Source organism: Saccharopolyspora sp. NPDC045839 (assembly GCF_056431645.1).
This window is the reverse complement of record NZ_JBWKKH010000017.1, coordinates 64,121-78,448: the sequence shown is the minus strand read 5'-3', so window position 1 is coordinate 78,448 and position 14,328 is coordinate 64,121. Positions and strand designations below refer to the sequence as shown.

The following is a 14,328-nucleotide window of genomic DNA, read 5'->3' as shown; positions in this document are numbered from 1 at the left end:
GTCGTGAGTGGCAGTGGTCGCCCCAGCGGCCACGTCCACTCACGACACCTGCGCGACAACGGTGCAACAGCTGAATAAAGGAGTGGCATGTCGGAGCTGATCTACCTCAGTGCGACCGAAGCACGCGCGCTGTTCGCCAAGCGCGCGTTGTCACCGGTGGAGCTGCTGCAGGCGCTGATCGAGCGCGCCGAGCAGGTCGAGCCCGAGGTGAACGCGTTCACCGAGCGGCTCTTCGACGAGGCCCTGGCGGCCGCCGCGCAAGCCGAGGCCCGGTACCTGGGAAAGGGGCCCGCGCCCCGGCCGCTGGAGGGAATCCCGGTCGCCGCCAAGGAGAAGCACGCCATCGCGGGCCGGTCGCTGACCGAGGGATCCTTGATCAACAAGGGCAACGTGGCCGCCGAGAACGCCCCGGTCATCGACCGCGTCCTGGCTGCGGGCGGCATCATCCACGCCCGCACCACCACGCCGGAGTTCAGCATCTCCACGTTCACCCACACGCCGATGTGGGGTGTCACCCGCAACCCGTGGAACCCGGACTACACGCCCGGCGGCTCCTCCGGCGGGTCCGCCGCCGCGCTCGCCGCCGGCACGGCGCTGCTGGCCACGGCCTCCGACATCGGCGGCTCCACCCGGATTCCCGCCGCCTTCACCGGAACGGTCGGGTTCAAGGCCCCCTACGGCCGGATTCCCGGCACTCCGCCGCTGTCGATGGACTTCTACCGCGGCGACGGCCCGCTGGCCCGCACCGTCGACGACACGATCCTGTTCGCCAACACGCTGATCGGCCCGGACCCGCGCGACCACACGTCGTTGCGGCCCCGCATCGCGCTGCCCACCGAGTACGAACCGGCCGCCGGGATGCGGGTGGCGCTGTGCGTGCGCCTCGGTGACTACGACGTCAAGCCGGACGTCGAGCGCAACACCCGCGCGGTCGCCGACGCGCTGGCACAGGCCGGGGTGGTCGTGGAGGAGATCGAACTGCCCTGGACCCGAGAGGAGATCGGCCGGGCCACCGGATTGCACTTCGGCTCCATCTTCGGGGCGCTGGTCCAGGACGTCGTCGGCGACCGGCGTGACCTCGTCGCGCCCTACACCGCGGCGTTCCTGGGCTGGGCGGCGAAGGCCGCGGACCGGGGCGGCTTCCTCGACGGGCTGCGGATCGAGACCCGCATGCAGCGCGAGCTCGCCGAGGCGATGTCCGGTTTCGACGCCCTGCTGTGCCCGACCGCGGCGATTCCGGCGCTGCCGGCCGGGGACGACCTGATCGGCGAGTTCGAAGTGGACGGTCACCGCTTCGCCCGGTTCTCCGACGCGACGCTGACGGCCCCGTTCAACATCAACAACCGGTGCCCCGTGCTCGCGGTGCCCAGCGGGCACGGCGACAACGGCGTGCCCACCGGTGTGCAGATCGTCGGCCACACCTACGACGACGCCACGGTGTTCCGGCTGGGCAAGGAACTGGAGCGGGTCCGGCCGTGGGCGTACACGGAAAGCCACCGTCCGGCGCTCTAGCGCGACGCCGACCGCTCGGAGGAGGCGCCGGGCGGTCGGCCGGAACGAGTCGAGGGCGCCCCGTCCGGGACGATCGGCAACCGGTGATCTCCGGCGAGATCGCGGTACCCGGGGTGGGGGCTCGAGGCATCTCCTACGCTCGCGGGCATGCCCGCACTCAGTCCTCGGTCCGTCCTGGAAGGCCGCAGCACCAACCGCGCGCCGATACCGCTGATCATCGGCCTGGTCGTGTCCGGTTTCTGCCTGCTGCTGGCGCTGGCCTTCTACCTGCTGCAGGGCGGGCCGGTGAACGTGGTGATCGGCACCGCGCTGGCGCTGCCGACCGCCGTCGTGCTGATCGGTCTGATCCTGCTCATCGACCGGCTGGAGCCGGAGCCGCGGCTCAACCTGTGGCTGGCGTTCGGCTGGGGCGCCGGGGTGGCCATCATCGGCGCGCTGGTCGTGAACACCGGCAGCGAGATCCTGATGGCTCCGGCGCTGGGCGCGGAGGCCGCCTCGGTGGTCACGGTGTCGATCGTCGCGCCGGTGGTCGAGGAGAGCTTCAAGGGTGCGCTGCTGCTGTACCTGCTGTGGGTGCGGCGGCACGAGATCGACGGGCCGACCGACGGGCTCGTCTACGCCGGGATGTGCGGGCTGGGCTTCGCGCTCGTCGAGAACGTCCTCTACTACATGCAGGGCTTGGGCGCCGAGACCGGCGAGATCTGGGTCACGGTGCTGATCCGCGGCGTGATCGCGCCGCTGGGGCACCCGATGTACACCGCGATGACCGGGCTCGGCGTCGCCTACGCCGCGACGCACCGGGGCGTGGGCCGGTTCTTCGCCGTGGTCGGCGGCTGGTGCGGCGCGGTCTTCCTGCACGCGCTGTGGAACGGCAGCCTGACGCTCGCCGGCTTCCCGGGCATGGTGGTGGCGTACCTGGTGCAGTTCCTGGTGCTGATCGCGCTGGTCGTGATCGTGGTGCTGGACCGCAAACGGCTGGTGCACCTGATCCGCAAGTACCTGCCCGCCTACATCCCGAGCGGCCTGGTGCAGCCGCGCGACGTGCAGATGCTCGGCAGCCTCGCCGGTCGCCGGCAGGCGCGGCGCTGGGCGCGCGCGCAGGCGGGCGCGACCGGGGCGCGGGCGATGGGTGACTACCAGCTGGCGGCCACCGAACTCGCACTCTTGCACGCGCACGCCGAGAAGGAGACGATCCCGCCGGAGAAGTTCTTCGCCAGGCGGGAGGCGATCTTGGGGTTGATGCGGACTGCGCGGGACGCTTTCTTCCGGCGGCTGCCGCAGGCGCCTCCGCCGCCGTGGGCCCGCCAGGAGCGGTCGGGCTTCTTCGCCCCGCCCGCGCAGCTCGCGGCGGGCCAGCTGCCGGCCTACCAACCACGCCCGCACCGGCCGCCGGGGCGTCCGCCGCAGCCGCCGGGGCCGAACGGCCCGCGGCCCGGCGGCCCCTGGGGCCCGAGGTGAGCGTCAGATCGTGCGGATTCGCGGCCACAGCGCGGGCCACGGCTGCAACGGGTCCTGGTAGAGCGTGATCGTATTGCCCTGCGCCACGTTCACCAGGCCCGTCTCGATCTCGCCGAGTTCCCGTGACCGTCCGAAGTGGATCGCAAGCGGGTTCCTGCTCCCGATGTAGAGCACGGAGTCGGCGGTTTCCGGCGGTGCGCCGAAGAACCAGTAGCCCCGGTGCGGGCTGTAGGCGCGGGGCAGGCCCGCTTTCCGGCCGAGTACGTCGAGCGCCCCCGCCAGGTAGTAGTTCTCGGCGATGATCGCCGTGCGGCGCTGCTGCTCGGCCGGGAGCGCTCGGTAGGCGCGGGCGACCGCTTCGGTGAGTTCGGGCCAGCCGGTCTCGTAGAGGCGGACGTAGCTCGGCAGCTCGGGATGGCGGGCCAGGAAGCCCAGCGGGTAGACCGGCAGCAGCGACAGCGGCAGGACCGCCGAGAGCAGGTAGGCGGGCCACAGCAGCTTTCCGGTGCGGCGCTGCAAGCCGGTGGCCGCCGCGGCGAACAGCAGCCCGAACAGGCCCGCGACGTAGTTCGGCCGGCCGCCGGCGGCCAGGAAGAACAGGAACACCGCGATCGCGGCCCAGCCGAGGAACCGGAACGGCAGCAGCTCCGGGGCCCGCAGGAGCCGGAGGGCGCCGTAGCAGCAGCACGCGGCGCCCACCAGCAGGCCCGCGTAGAACAGCGCGGTCGGCACCATGAGCAGCCGGTCGTTCTCGCTGTTCACCGCGGTGCCCATCGCCAGGACGGGCCAGCCGTGGCGGGCCTGCCACCACAGCGTCGGGACCGCCGTGACCAGCGGGATCGCGGCGGCGAGCCACAGCGCCGGCCGGGCGAAGAGGGATCTCGGGCCGGTGATCGCGATGCTCACCAGCAGAGCCGCGATCAGCACGAGCACCTGGAACTTCGTCTGCACCGCCAGGGCGGTGATCAGGCCGATGCCGAGCAGCAGCCGGTCGCGGTCGACGCCGCCGTGCTGGAGCCTCGCCCAGCGGGTCAGCGACCAGAGGATGGTCGTCCACTGGAGCAGCTCCATTGTGGACGCGGTGAGCCAGTGGCCGTTGAGCAGGATCCACGGCGAGAGCGGGTACGCCGCCGCGGCGAGGACCTGGGCCCGCCGGCTCCCGCCCAGCTCCCGCGCCAGGAGCGCCGTGACGATCGAGCCGAGCGCCGTGGCGACGGCCGGGAGCAGCCGGAACGCGAACAGGGAACCGGGGAAGGCCCGGTCCAGGAACGCGGCGAGGAGCGGGACCAGCGGCTGCTGGTCCATGTACCCCCAGTCGGGGTAGTACCTCCCGGCGGCCAGGAAGTAGAGCTCGTCGGTGACGTAGTCGTAGCGGGTCGTCAGGGCGAGCAGGAGCGCGAGGGTCGTCGCGGCGACGACCGGCACCGCGGCGCGGGCGAACGGCGGGAGAGCGCGGGGGATGCGGTCGGTGGTCTCCGCGGCGGCGGTGCTGGAACTCGCGCTCATCTGCCCCCCTGACCTCGCGCGTTTCGCGAGGCAGTTTAGTTGCGGTACCGGGCCGCGGTGCCGATCCCGGGTTTCCGCGCGCGGCGGGGGCACGCCTGTTCGAACCGGCAGGCGACGGCGTGCCGGGATTGCCGGATTGGGCTACAAACGGGCGCATGGCGGAAAACCCGAACGACGACCTGTCCGCCCTGCAGCCGGGCCAGGTCGAGTCCAAGGACAACGGAGAGCGGTTCGGCCGCTCGGCGGGCGGGTGCCTGGTGCAGCTGCGCCGCCGGGTCTCCGAGCCGGGGTTCGTCGTCACCGTGGACGCCGAGCCGCGGCCGGACGTGCCGACCGAGCTGATCACCCACGAGTGGGCGGCGGCCAACGCCGCGTTCGACCGGTACATGCACGAGTACTGACGCAACCGTCCACAACGGAAATCTGGGTTCGAGCGCAAGTCTTCCTGTCGCCCGCGGGCGCGATGACTCGCGCTGGAGGTCTTGCGGCCAAACCGGAGTTGGATTCAATATACGTTTTACTCCCGCCGAGCCGAGCCGCACCCGCCAGCCGGGATCGTCGCCGATGCAGCCATCTGGAGTGCGCATGCCCTCACTGCCCGCCGCCCGCCGCCTGCGGCTGCTCGTCGCCGGCGCGCTGGTGGTGTCGCTGACCGCCGTCGGCTGCACGAACCCCGACGAGAACGTCATGGGCACCGCGGACGGGCCCAAGTACGAGACGTTCGACGGTCTCGCCGCCGATCCGGCCGTCGCCGCGTTGCTGCCGGCGCGGATCCGCGAGGCCGGGACGCTCAACGTGGTCATGAACGTCTCCAGCGCGCCGACCAAGTTCTACGCCGAGGACAACACGACGATCGTCGGGCTGAACCCCGACCTGGCGCGGGCGATGGGACGCCTGCTCGGCCTCCCCGTGACGCTGCACAACGTGCCGCTGGACGGGATCATCCCGGGACTGCAGGCGAAGCGCTACGACTTCACGATCTCCAGCATGTCGCCCACGGCCAAGCGCCTGGAGACGCTCGACATGGTCCGCTACGGCTCCTGGGGCAGTGGACTGGCGGTCAAGACCCGCAATCCGCTGGGCCTGTCCACCGAGCGGCTGTGCGGCTTCAAGGTCGCCGTGCAGCAGGGCTCGATCCAGGAGTCCCAGCGGCTGCCCGAGCTCAGCGAGCGGACTTGCAAGGGCACCGACCCGATCGAGCCGGTCATCCTGCCCAGCCAGAACGATGCGCTGCTGCAGTTGGACAGCGGCCGGGTCGACGCGGTGTTCGCCGACACGCCGGTGCTGGCCTACGCCCAGACGCAGGCGCCGGACTCGTTCGAGCTGATCGGCGAGCTGAACGTCAGCGCGATCACCATCGGGCTGCCCAAGGACTCCGACCTCACCCCGGCGGTGCAGGCGGCGCTGCGCACGCTGATGGACAACGGCGGCTACCGGCGCATCTTCCACCGCTGGGGGATGGACGCCAACGCGATCGTCGACCCCGTCGTGGAAACCCCGGCTTCCTGACCAGCGAGGAGAACCCCGCTCATGACCACAGTGGACGCAGCGGTCGGCGAGGCCGGCCGGCTGGTGATCGTCAAGCGGCCGAGGCCGTGGCGAATCGTCGGGACAGTGGTCCTGGCGCTGCTGGGCGCGGCGCTGCTGACCAGCCTGGTGACCAACGAGCAGTACGAGTGGGACGTCGTCGCGGAGTACCTCACGGCGCGGTCCATCGCCGAAGGTGCGCTGCTGACCGTGGAGCTGACCGCGATCACCATGGTCGCCGGGCTGCTGCTGGGCGTCGTGCTGGCCGTGATGCGGCAGTCGCAGAGCAAGCTGATCAGCGGCGCCGCGGCCGGTTACATCTGGTTCTTCCGCGGCACTCCGCTGCTGATCCAGCTCATCTTCTGGTTCAACCTCTCGGCCCTGTACCCGGTGCTGGAGCTGAAGATCCCGTTCGGCCCGGTGCTGATCTCCGGCAACGCCAACGTGTTCATCACCCCGTTCGTCGCCGCGGTGCTCGGGCTGGCGCTCAACGAGGCCGCCTACATGGCCGAGATCGTGCGCGGCGGCCTGCTCGGCGTGGACCGCGGGCAGACCGAGGCCGCGCAGGCGCTGGGCATGGGCAAGCTGCACATCCTGCGCCGGATCGTGCTGCCGCAGGCGATGCGGATCATCATCCCGCCGACGGCGAACCAGACGGTGGCCACGCTGAAGAACACCTCGCTGGTCAGCGTGCTCGGCGCGATGGACCTGATGCACAGCGCGCAGGTCATCTACTCCCGCACCTACCAGACGATGCCGCTGCTCATCGTCGCCGCGCTGTGGTACCTCGCGATGACATCGGTGCTCACCGTGGCGCAGCACTACGTCGAACGGCACTACGGGAAGGGGACCGTCGCGTGAGCACCCCGCTGGTGAAGCTCAGGGACGTGCGCAAGTCGTTCGGTTCGGTGGAGGTGCTGCGCGGCATCGACCTGGAGGTCGACCCCGGCGAGGTGTGCTGCATCATCGGCCCCAGCGGTTGCGGCAAGTCGACGCTGCTGCGCTGCATCAACCACCTGGAGCGGGTGGACGGTGGCGAGGTGCAGGTCGACGGCGCCCGGATCGGCTACCGGCGGTCGGGCAACCGGCTGATCGAGCTGCCGGAGCGCGATATCGCCCGGCAGCGCGCCGACATCGGCATGGTCTTCCAGCGCTTCAACCTCTTCCCGCACATGACGGTGCTGGAGAACCTGCTGGAGGCGCCGTGCCGGGTCAAGCGGGAACCGCGCGAGGAAGTGCGCGAGCGCGCCCGCGAGCTGCTGGAACGGGTCGGGTTGGCGGCTAGGGAGGACGCCTACCCGGGCCAGCTCTCCGGCGGGCAGCAGCAGCGGGTGGCGATCGCCCGGGCGTTGGCCATGCGCCCCAAGGTGATGCTGTTCGACGAGCCGGCCTCGGCGCTGGACCCCGAACTGGTCGGCGAGGTGCTGGCGACCATGCGCGACCTGGCCGCCGACGGGATGACGATGCTGCTGGTCACCCACGAGATCGGCTTCGCCCGCGAGGTCGGCAGCACGCTGGTCTTCATGGACGAGGGCACCATCGTCGAACACGGCGACCCGCGCGAGATCATCGCCGCCCCGAGCCACGAACGCACCAGGTCGTTCCTGTCGAAGGTGCTCTGACTCCGCAATTTCCATTGAAATCGAACCTCTGATTTCCATTGAAATTGCGGGAGGTTCGACCATCCGGTGCAAATTCACGGACAGGGGCCGAGAGAATGACCGCAAGCAACCTGGACGCCCAGGTCGGCATCATCGGGACCGGCACGATCGGCAGCCTGCTCGCCTGGCAGCTGGCGCGTCGCGGAGTCGACGTGCTGGCCTTCGAGCAGTTCTCGCCCGGCCACGACCGCGGTGCGGTGGGCGGCGAGACGCGCCTGTTCCGGCTCGCCTACGCCGAAGGCGCGCAGTACGTGCCACTGCTGCGCGATTCGTTGCGGCTGTGGCGGGAACTCGAAGCGGAGTCGGGGGACGGCATCCTCACGCAGTGCGGCGGTCTGGCGATCGGCGACCCCGCGGAGGATTACATCTCCGGGCTGGTCGAGAGCGCCCGCGAGACCGGGGTCGAGGTCGAGGTGCTGTCGAGGGACGAAGTCGCCCAACGATATCCGCAGCACCGGCTTCGCGACGGCGAGGTCGCGGTGCTCGACGAGCAGGCCGGTTTCCTGCGCTGCGAGCAGGCGGTGCTGAGCGCCACCCGGGTAGCGGAGGGGGCCGGGGCGGAGGTGCTGCGCTACACGGAGGTCACCGGCATCGCCGAGGACGGCGACAGCGTTCTGGTGCACACCACGGGTGGCACGCACCGGGTCGGTGAAGTCGTGGTGTGCGCGGGCTCGTGGGCATCGCGGTTCCTGCCCGGGGCGCTGGCCGCGGCGGTGGAGCCCCGGCGGGTCCTGCTCACCTGGTTCGGGACCGACGCCATCGACGACTACCGGCCGGAGCGCTTCCCGATCTTCATCCACCACGACGGCGACGTGCACGTCTACGGAACGCCCACAGTGGACGGTGTCATGGTGAAGGTCGCCGGGGCGGTCACCTCGCACTTGGTGCCGGAACCGGCGGCGGTCGACCGGCGGCACAGCCTCCCCGAGATCCGCGCCATCGCGGGCGCGGTCCGGCAGATGCTGCCGGGGCTGCACCCGGAGCCGGTGCGGACGGACGCGTTCACCGACCTGTTCACCACCGACGGCAAGCCGCTGGTCGGCCGCATCGGCGATGGACGGGTCGTGCTGGCCACCGGGCACTCCGGGCGCGGCTTCAAGTACGCGCCCGGCATCGCCGCGCTGGTGGCCGATGCGCTGACCGGCAAGGCCGGCCTGCCGGAATTCCTTGCGCCGGAACGGTTCTGAGGCCGTGCCCAGCATGCAACGGGCAGCCGACAGCGGTCGCCCCCTCTCGGCCCCGGGCACATCGGCCGGGCGCCGGTTCGTGCTCGGCGACGTTCGGAGCGCGCGCCGCGCGGACCTGGCGGCCACCTCCGGGGTACCGCGGGTGCCGGTCGGGCCGGGACACCGCAGACGCCCCGCGTGCTCCGGTCATTCCGCCCGACCTGTGGCAGCGGGACCGAGCGGGCGGCGGTTTCGCCGGGGACCGGGGCGGGTAGTGCGAGGACAGCCCAGCACCGCAGTCGAAAGGATCAGCCATGACCACTGCGCGCGACATCATGCATGCGGGGGCGCAATGCATCGGTGAGGACGACAGCCTGTTCAAGGCCGCGCAGATGATGCGCGACCTGAAGGTCGGGTCGCTGCCGATCTGCGGCCGGGACGACCGGCTGCACGGCATCATCACCGACCGCGACATCGTTCTGCGCTGCTGCGCCGAAGGCCGCGACCCCGCCGGGATGAAGGCCGGCGAGCTGGCCCAGGGCAAGCCGTACTGGGTCGACGCCGCCTCCGACGTGGGCAAGGTGCTCTCGATGATGGAGGAGCACCAGATCCGGCGGTTGCCGGTGATCGCCGAACACCGGCTGGTCGGCATGATCAGCGAGGCCGACCTCGCCCGGCACCTGACCGACGAGCAGCTGGCGCACTTCGTGGAGAGCGTCTACGCGATGAAGTGAGCTCCTTCGCCCGGCGCCCGGTCACGGCCGGGTGCCGGCTCCGGCGCGTTCCGGCCAGCGCCCCGCAGACGAGCTATTTATCCTGGTCAGTGCCCTCCCTAGGAGTTCGGCGCGAAGGGGGCGGGGATACCAGATGACCACACGCGTCTTCGTGGTCGACGACCACGATGTGATCCGGCGGGGAATCGCCGCGCTGGTGGCCGTGGAGGACGACCTGGAACTGGTCGGCGAGGCCGCGACGGTCGCCGAGGCGCTGGCCTGGGTACCGCGGGCGCAGCCGCAGGTCGCCGTCCTGGACGTGCGGCTGCCCGACGGCAACGGCGTCGAGCTGTGCCGCGAACTGCAGTCGCAGCTGCCCGAGCTGCGCTGCCTGATGCTGACCTCCTTCGACGACCACGACGCCCTGATGGACGCGATCATGGCCGGCGCCGCCGGGTTCGTGCTCAAGGGCGTGGTCAGCGAGGAGCTGGTCACCGCCATCCGCACCGCCGGGGCCGGGGAGTCGCTGCTCAGCCCCAAGAAGACCGAGGCGATGCTGGCCTGGCTGCGCCGTGAGCAGGAGCAGACCGACCCGCTGCGCGAGCTGACCGCCCGTGAGCGGCAAGTGCTGGAACTGATCGGCGAGGGGCTCACCAACCGGGAGATCGCCAGCCGCATGTTCCTCGCCGAGAAGACCATCAAGAACTACGTGTCCCAGATGCTGGCGAAGCTGGCCATGCGGCACCGCAGCGAGGCCGCGGTCCTGGCCACCGAGCTGCGGCTGGACCGCGATTCGCGCGGCAAGCGCTGAGCGGGGGCGGAGGCCGTCATGTCGTCACAGCCGTCGGACGTCCCGTCCGCGGAGCTCGCCCTCGCCGGGCCGGTGAGCGATGAAGTTCTGCTGACGCGCCTGCTGATCGGGCTGCGCGAACTGCGGGACGGCAACTTCCGCCGCCGCCTGGTGTTCTCCGGCGGCGGCCTGGCGACCGAGATCGCCACGGTGTTCAACGAGCTCGCCGAGCGCAACCAGTTCCTGGCCGGCGAGCTGCAGCGGGTCGGCGCCGCCGCGGAACGGGGCGACTGGCCGATCCAGAAGATCGACTTCGACGGCTCCTCGCACGGCGGCTGGACGGTCGCCGCGAACTCGGTGAACGGGATGATCAACACCCTGCTGGCGCCGATGGCGGAGCTGAACCGGGTGCTGGGGGCGCTGACCCGCGGCGACCTGTCGCAGCGGATGCCGCGGCGCGCTGCGGACGCCGCGCTGCCCGGCGAGCTGGCCGGCCTCAGCGGGGCCGTCAACGACATGCTGGAACAGCTGTCGCTGTTCGCCCAGGAGATCACCAGGGTCGCGCGGGAGATCGGCACCGAGGGCAAGCTCGGCGGCCAGGCGCAGGTGCCGGGCCTGGTGGGGACCTGGCGGGACCTGGCCGACACGGTCAACGGGATGGCCGCCGACCTCACCGGCCAGCTGCGCGACATCTCGCACGTCGCGAAGGCGGTCGCCGCCGGCGACCTGACCCGCAAGATCACCGTCGAGGTCTCCGGCGAGACGCGCGAGCTCAAGGAGACCATCAACACGATGGTCGACCAGCTGTCGGCGTTCGCCGAGGAGGTCACCCGGGTGGCCCGCGAGGTGGCCAGCGAGGGCCGGCTGGGCGGTCAGGCCGAGGTGCCCGGTGCGGCCGGCACCTGGCGCGGGCTGGTCGACTCGGTGAACTTCATGGCCAACAACCTCACCGTGCAGGTCCGCAACATAGCGCAGGTCGCCACCGCGGTCGCCCGGGGCGACCTCACGCAGAAGATCGACGTGGACGCCCGCGGCGAGATCCTGCAGCTGAAGAACACCCTCAACACGATGGTCGACCAGCTGTCGGCGTTCGCCGACGAGGTCACCCGGGTGGCCCGCGAGGTCGGCACCGAGGGCAAGCTCGGCGGTCAGGCGCGGGTGCACGGCGTGGCGGGCACCTGGAAGGACCTCACCGACAACGTCAACATCATGGCCGACAACCTGACCATCCAGGTGCGCAACATCGCGCAGGTGACCACCGCGGTGGCGCGCGGCGACCTGTCGAAGAAGATCATGGTGGAGGCCAAGGGCGAGGTCTCCGCGCTGGCCGAGACGATCAACGGGATGGTCGAGACGCTGCGCGCGTTCGCCGAGCAGGTCACGCTCGTCGCCCGCGAGGTCGGCACCGAGGGCATCCTCGGCGGCCAGGCCAGGGTGCCCAACGTGGCGGGCACCTGGAAAGACCTCACCGACAACGTCAACATCATGGCCCGCAACCTGACCAACCAGGTGCGCAACATCGCGCAGGTGACCACCGCGGTGGCCCGCGGCGACCTGTCGAAGAAGATCGACGTGGACGCCCGCGGCGAGATCCTGGAGCTCAAGACCACCATCAACACGATGGTCGACCAGCTGTCGGCGTTCGCCGCCGAGGTCACCCGGGTGGCCCGCGAGGTCGGCACCGAGGGCAAGCTCGGCGGCCAGGCCGAGGTCGCCGACGTCTCCGGCACCTGGCGGCGGCTGACCGAGAGCGTCAACCGGCTGGCCCTCAACCTCACCACCCAGGTGCGCGCCATCGCGCAGGTGGCCACCGCGGTCACGGAGGGCGACCTGACCAGGCAGATCACCGTGGACGCCTCCGGCGAGGTCGCGGAGCTCAAGGACAACATCAACGCGATGATCAGCAACCTCAAGGAGACCACCAAGGACAACCAGGAGCAGGACTGGCTGAAGACGAACCTGGCCCGGATCTCGGCGCTGATGCAGGGCCAGCACGACCTGGACGCGCTCGCCCAGCTGATCATGACCGAGCTGGCGCCGCTGGTGTCGGCCCAGTACGGCGCGTTCTTCCTGCGGCGGGCGGGGGAGGACGGCCGCAGCATCCTGGAGCGCACCGCCGCCTACGGCCGCCCCAGCGACCGCAACGGCCGCCCGCCGCTGCGCTTCGAGGTGGGCGAGTCGCTGGTCGGGCAGGTCGCGGCCGACCGCAAGTCGATCCTGGTCAGCGACGCGCCGCCGGGCTACATCCGGATCAGCTCCGGGCTCGGCGGCAGCGCGCCCACCAACGTGGCGATCGTGCCGGTGCTGTTCGAGGGCGAGGTGCTGGCGGTGATCGAGCTGGGATCGGTCAACGCGTTCACCCCGGTGCACCTGGACCTGCTGGAACGGCTGAAGGAGACCATCGGCGTCGACGTCAACACGATCGTGGTGAACTCGCGCACCGAGGCGCTGCTGGCCGAGTCCCAGCACCTGGCCAAGGAGCTGCAGGCGCGGTCCGAGCAGTTGCAGCAGCAGCAGACCGAGCTGCAGCGCTCCAACACCGAACTGGAGGAGAAGGCGGCGCTGCTGGCCAGCCGCAACCGGGACATCGAGCTGAAGAACATCGAGATCGAGCAGGCCCGCCAGGAGCTGGAGGAGCGGGCCCGGCAGCTGTCGCAGGCCTCCGCCTACAAGTCGGAGTTCCTGGCCAACATGTCGCACGAGCTGCGCACCCCGCTGAACAGCGTGCTGATCCTCGCCAAGCTGCTGGCCGACAACATGGAGGGCAACCTCACGTCGCAGCAGGTGGACCTGGCCAAGACCGTGCACCAGGCGGGCACCGATCTGCTGCAGCTGATCAACGACGTGCTGGATCTGTCTAAAGTGGAAGCGGGGCAGATGCACCTGCTGCCCGAGGACGTCGAGCTGGCCGATCTGGCCGCGCACGTGGAATCGCTGTACCGGCCGCTGGCGGCGGACAAGGGCCTGGACTTCCGGGTTTCCGTGGCGCCGTCGGTGCAGCAGACCCTGCGCACCGACCGCAACCGGCTGGAGCAGATCGTGCGGAACCTGCTGTCCAACGCCGTCAAGTTCACCGACCGGGGCGGCGTCGAGCTGCGGATCCGCCCGGCGCAGCCCTCCGAGGTGCACACCCAGGCGCTGCGCCACGCCCGGCAGCGGCTGGCGTTCTCGGTGCGCGACACCGGGATCGGCATCCCGGCCGACAAGCTGAACCTGATCTTCGAGGCGTTCCAGCAGGTGGACGGCACGACGGTGCGCAAGTACGGCGGCACCGGCCTGGGGCTGTCCATCAGCCGCGAGCTGACCACGCTGCTCGGCGGCGAACTCGAGGTGCAGAGCGAACCCGGCGAGGGCAGCACCTTCACGCTGTACCTGCCGGTCGAGCCGCCGCTGGGCAGGCCCGCGGAGCTCGTCGAGCCGGTGGCCGAGCCGGCGCGCCCGCCGCGCCCCCACGTGCCGAGCGCGGCGGAGACCAGCCTGGACGTGTCGGCCGAGGGCATCGACCCGCCGATGCGGTCCACCGAGCTGATCCGGCAGGAGGGCCACCAGCACATGCTGCACACCGAGGAGCCGGAGGAACACGCGTCACTGCAGTTCAACGGGGAGAAGGTGCTGGTCGTCGACGACGACTACCGGAGCGTGCAGGCGATGACGCTGCTGCTGGAGCAGCACGGCCTGCAGGTGGTGCACGCGGACAACGCGCTGGCGGGGCTGAACGCCCTGCAGCAGCACGGCGACATCGTGATCGTGCTGATGGACGTGATGATGCCGGAGATGGACGGCAACGCCACCATCCGGATCATCCGGGAGATGCCGCGCCACCGGGACCTGGCGATCGTCGCGATCACGGCGAAGGCGATGAAGGGCGACCGGGAGGCGAGCATCACGGCGGGCGCCAACGAGTGCCTGAGCAAGCCGGTCGACGTCGGCAGGCTCCTGGAGCTGCTGGCCGAGCACCTGCCGGCCGGCCGCGCCCCCGAGACCGGGGGCTGAGG

The 14,328-nt window shown here is 70.9% G+C and carries 11 protein-coding genes; 10 read left to right on the top strand and 1 reads right to left on the bottom strand.

The window, feature by feature from the left end; genetic code table 11:
* The first annotated feature begins 87 nt into the window (after nt 1–87).
* Together AC07EQ_RS23490 and AC07EQ_RS23485 are read left to right on the top strand one after the other, a co-directional pair.
* Nucleotides 88–1,512, top strand: a complete 1,425-nt coding sequence (locus AC07EQ_RS23490; protein WP_478390049.1) for an amidase — start codon at nt 88–90, stop codon at nt 1,510–1,512.
* Nucleotides 1,513–1,659: 147 nt separating this feature from the next.
* Nucleotides 1,660–2,970 carry a PrsW family intramembrane metalloprotease gene (locus AC07EQ_RS23485; RefSeq protein WP_478390048.1) on the top strand — a complete coding sequence of 437 codons (1,311 nt, stop codon included), beginning with the start codon at nt 1,660–1,662 and terminating at the stop codon, nt 2,968–2,970.
* A 3-nt stretch (nt 2,971–2,973) separates the two neighbouring features.
* Here AC07EQ_RS23485 and AC07EQ_RS23480 read toward each other — a convergent pair whose 3' ends face one another.
* Entirely contained in the window at nt 2,974–4,476 is a 1,503-nt protein-coding gene (locus AC07EQ_RS23480; protein WP_478390047.1) for an ArnT family glycosyltransferase, read from the bottom strand.
* A gap of 155 nt (nt 4,477–4,631) precedes the next feature.
* Here AC07EQ_RS23480 and AC07EQ_RS23475 point away from each other — a divergent pair, with 155 nt between their 5' ends.
* The 8 genes from AC07EQ_RS23475 (at nt 4,632) to AC07EQ_RS23440 (ending at nt 14,326) form a co-directional block, all read left to right on the top strand.
* Complete coding sequence (locus AC07EQ_RS23475) at nt 4,632–4,877, top strand: hypothetical protein (RefSeq protein ID WP_358503808.1); 246 nt, start codon at nt 4,632–4,634, stop codon at nt 4,875–4,877.
* Nucleotides 4,878–5,061: 184 nt separating this feature from the next.
* On the top strand, nt 5,062–5,985 hold the full coding sequence (locus AC07EQ_RS23470; RefSeq protein ID WP_478390046.1) for an ABC transporter substrate-binding protein: 924 nt from the start codon (nt 5,062–5,064) through the stop codon (nt 5,983–5,985).
* Between the two features lie 21 nt (nt 5,986–6,006).
* On the top strand, nt 6,007–6,864 hold the full coding sequence (locus tag AC07EQ_RS23465) for an amino acid ABC transporter permease (RefSeq protein WP_478390045.1): 858 nt from the start codon (nt 6,007–6,009) through the stop codon (nt 6,862–6,864).
* The gene (locus AC07EQ_RS23460) at nt 6,861–7,625 is read left to right on the top strand and encodes an amino acid ABC transporter ATP-binding protein (RefSeq protein WP_478390044.1); all 765 of its coding nucleotides are present in this window, start codon (nt 6,861–6,863) and stop codon (nt 7,623–7,625) included. Before AC07EQ_RS23465 ends, AC07EQ_RS23460 begins: the two co-directional genes overlap by 4 nt.
* A gap of 95 nt (nt 7,626–7,720) precedes the next feature.
* Nucleotides 7,721–8,851 carry an N-methyl-L-tryptophan oxidase gene (gene solA, locus AC07EQ_RS23455; RefSeq protein ID WP_478390043.1) on the top strand — a complete coding sequence of 377 codons (1,131 nt, stop codon included), beginning with the start codon at nt 7,721–7,723 and terminating at the stop codon, nt 8,849–8,851.
* 293 nt (nt 8,852–9,144) lie between these two features.
* Nucleotides 9,145–9,564, top strand: coding sequence for a CBS domain-containing protein (locus AC07EQ_RS23450; protein WP_478390042.1), 420 nt, complete (start codon nt 9,145–9,147; stop codon nt 9,562–9,564).
* 133 nt (nt 9,565–9,697) lie between these two features.
* Nucleotides 9,698–10,354 carry a response regulator gene (locus AC07EQ_RS23445; RefSeq protein ID WP_478390041.1) on the top strand — a complete coding sequence of 219 codons (657 nt, stop codon included), beginning with the start codon at nt 9,698–9,700 and terminating at the stop codon, nt 10,352–10,354.
* A gap of 18 nt (nt 10,355–10,372) precedes the next feature.
* Nucleotides 10,373–14,326 carry a HAMP domain-containing protein gene (locus AC07EQ_RS23440; RefSeq protein ID WP_478390040.1) on the top strand — a complete coding sequence of 1,318 codons (3,954 nt, stop codon included), beginning with the start codon at nt 10,373–10,375 and terminating at the stop codon, nt 14,324–14,326.
* Nucleotides 14,327–14,328 lie beyond the last annotated feature (2 nt).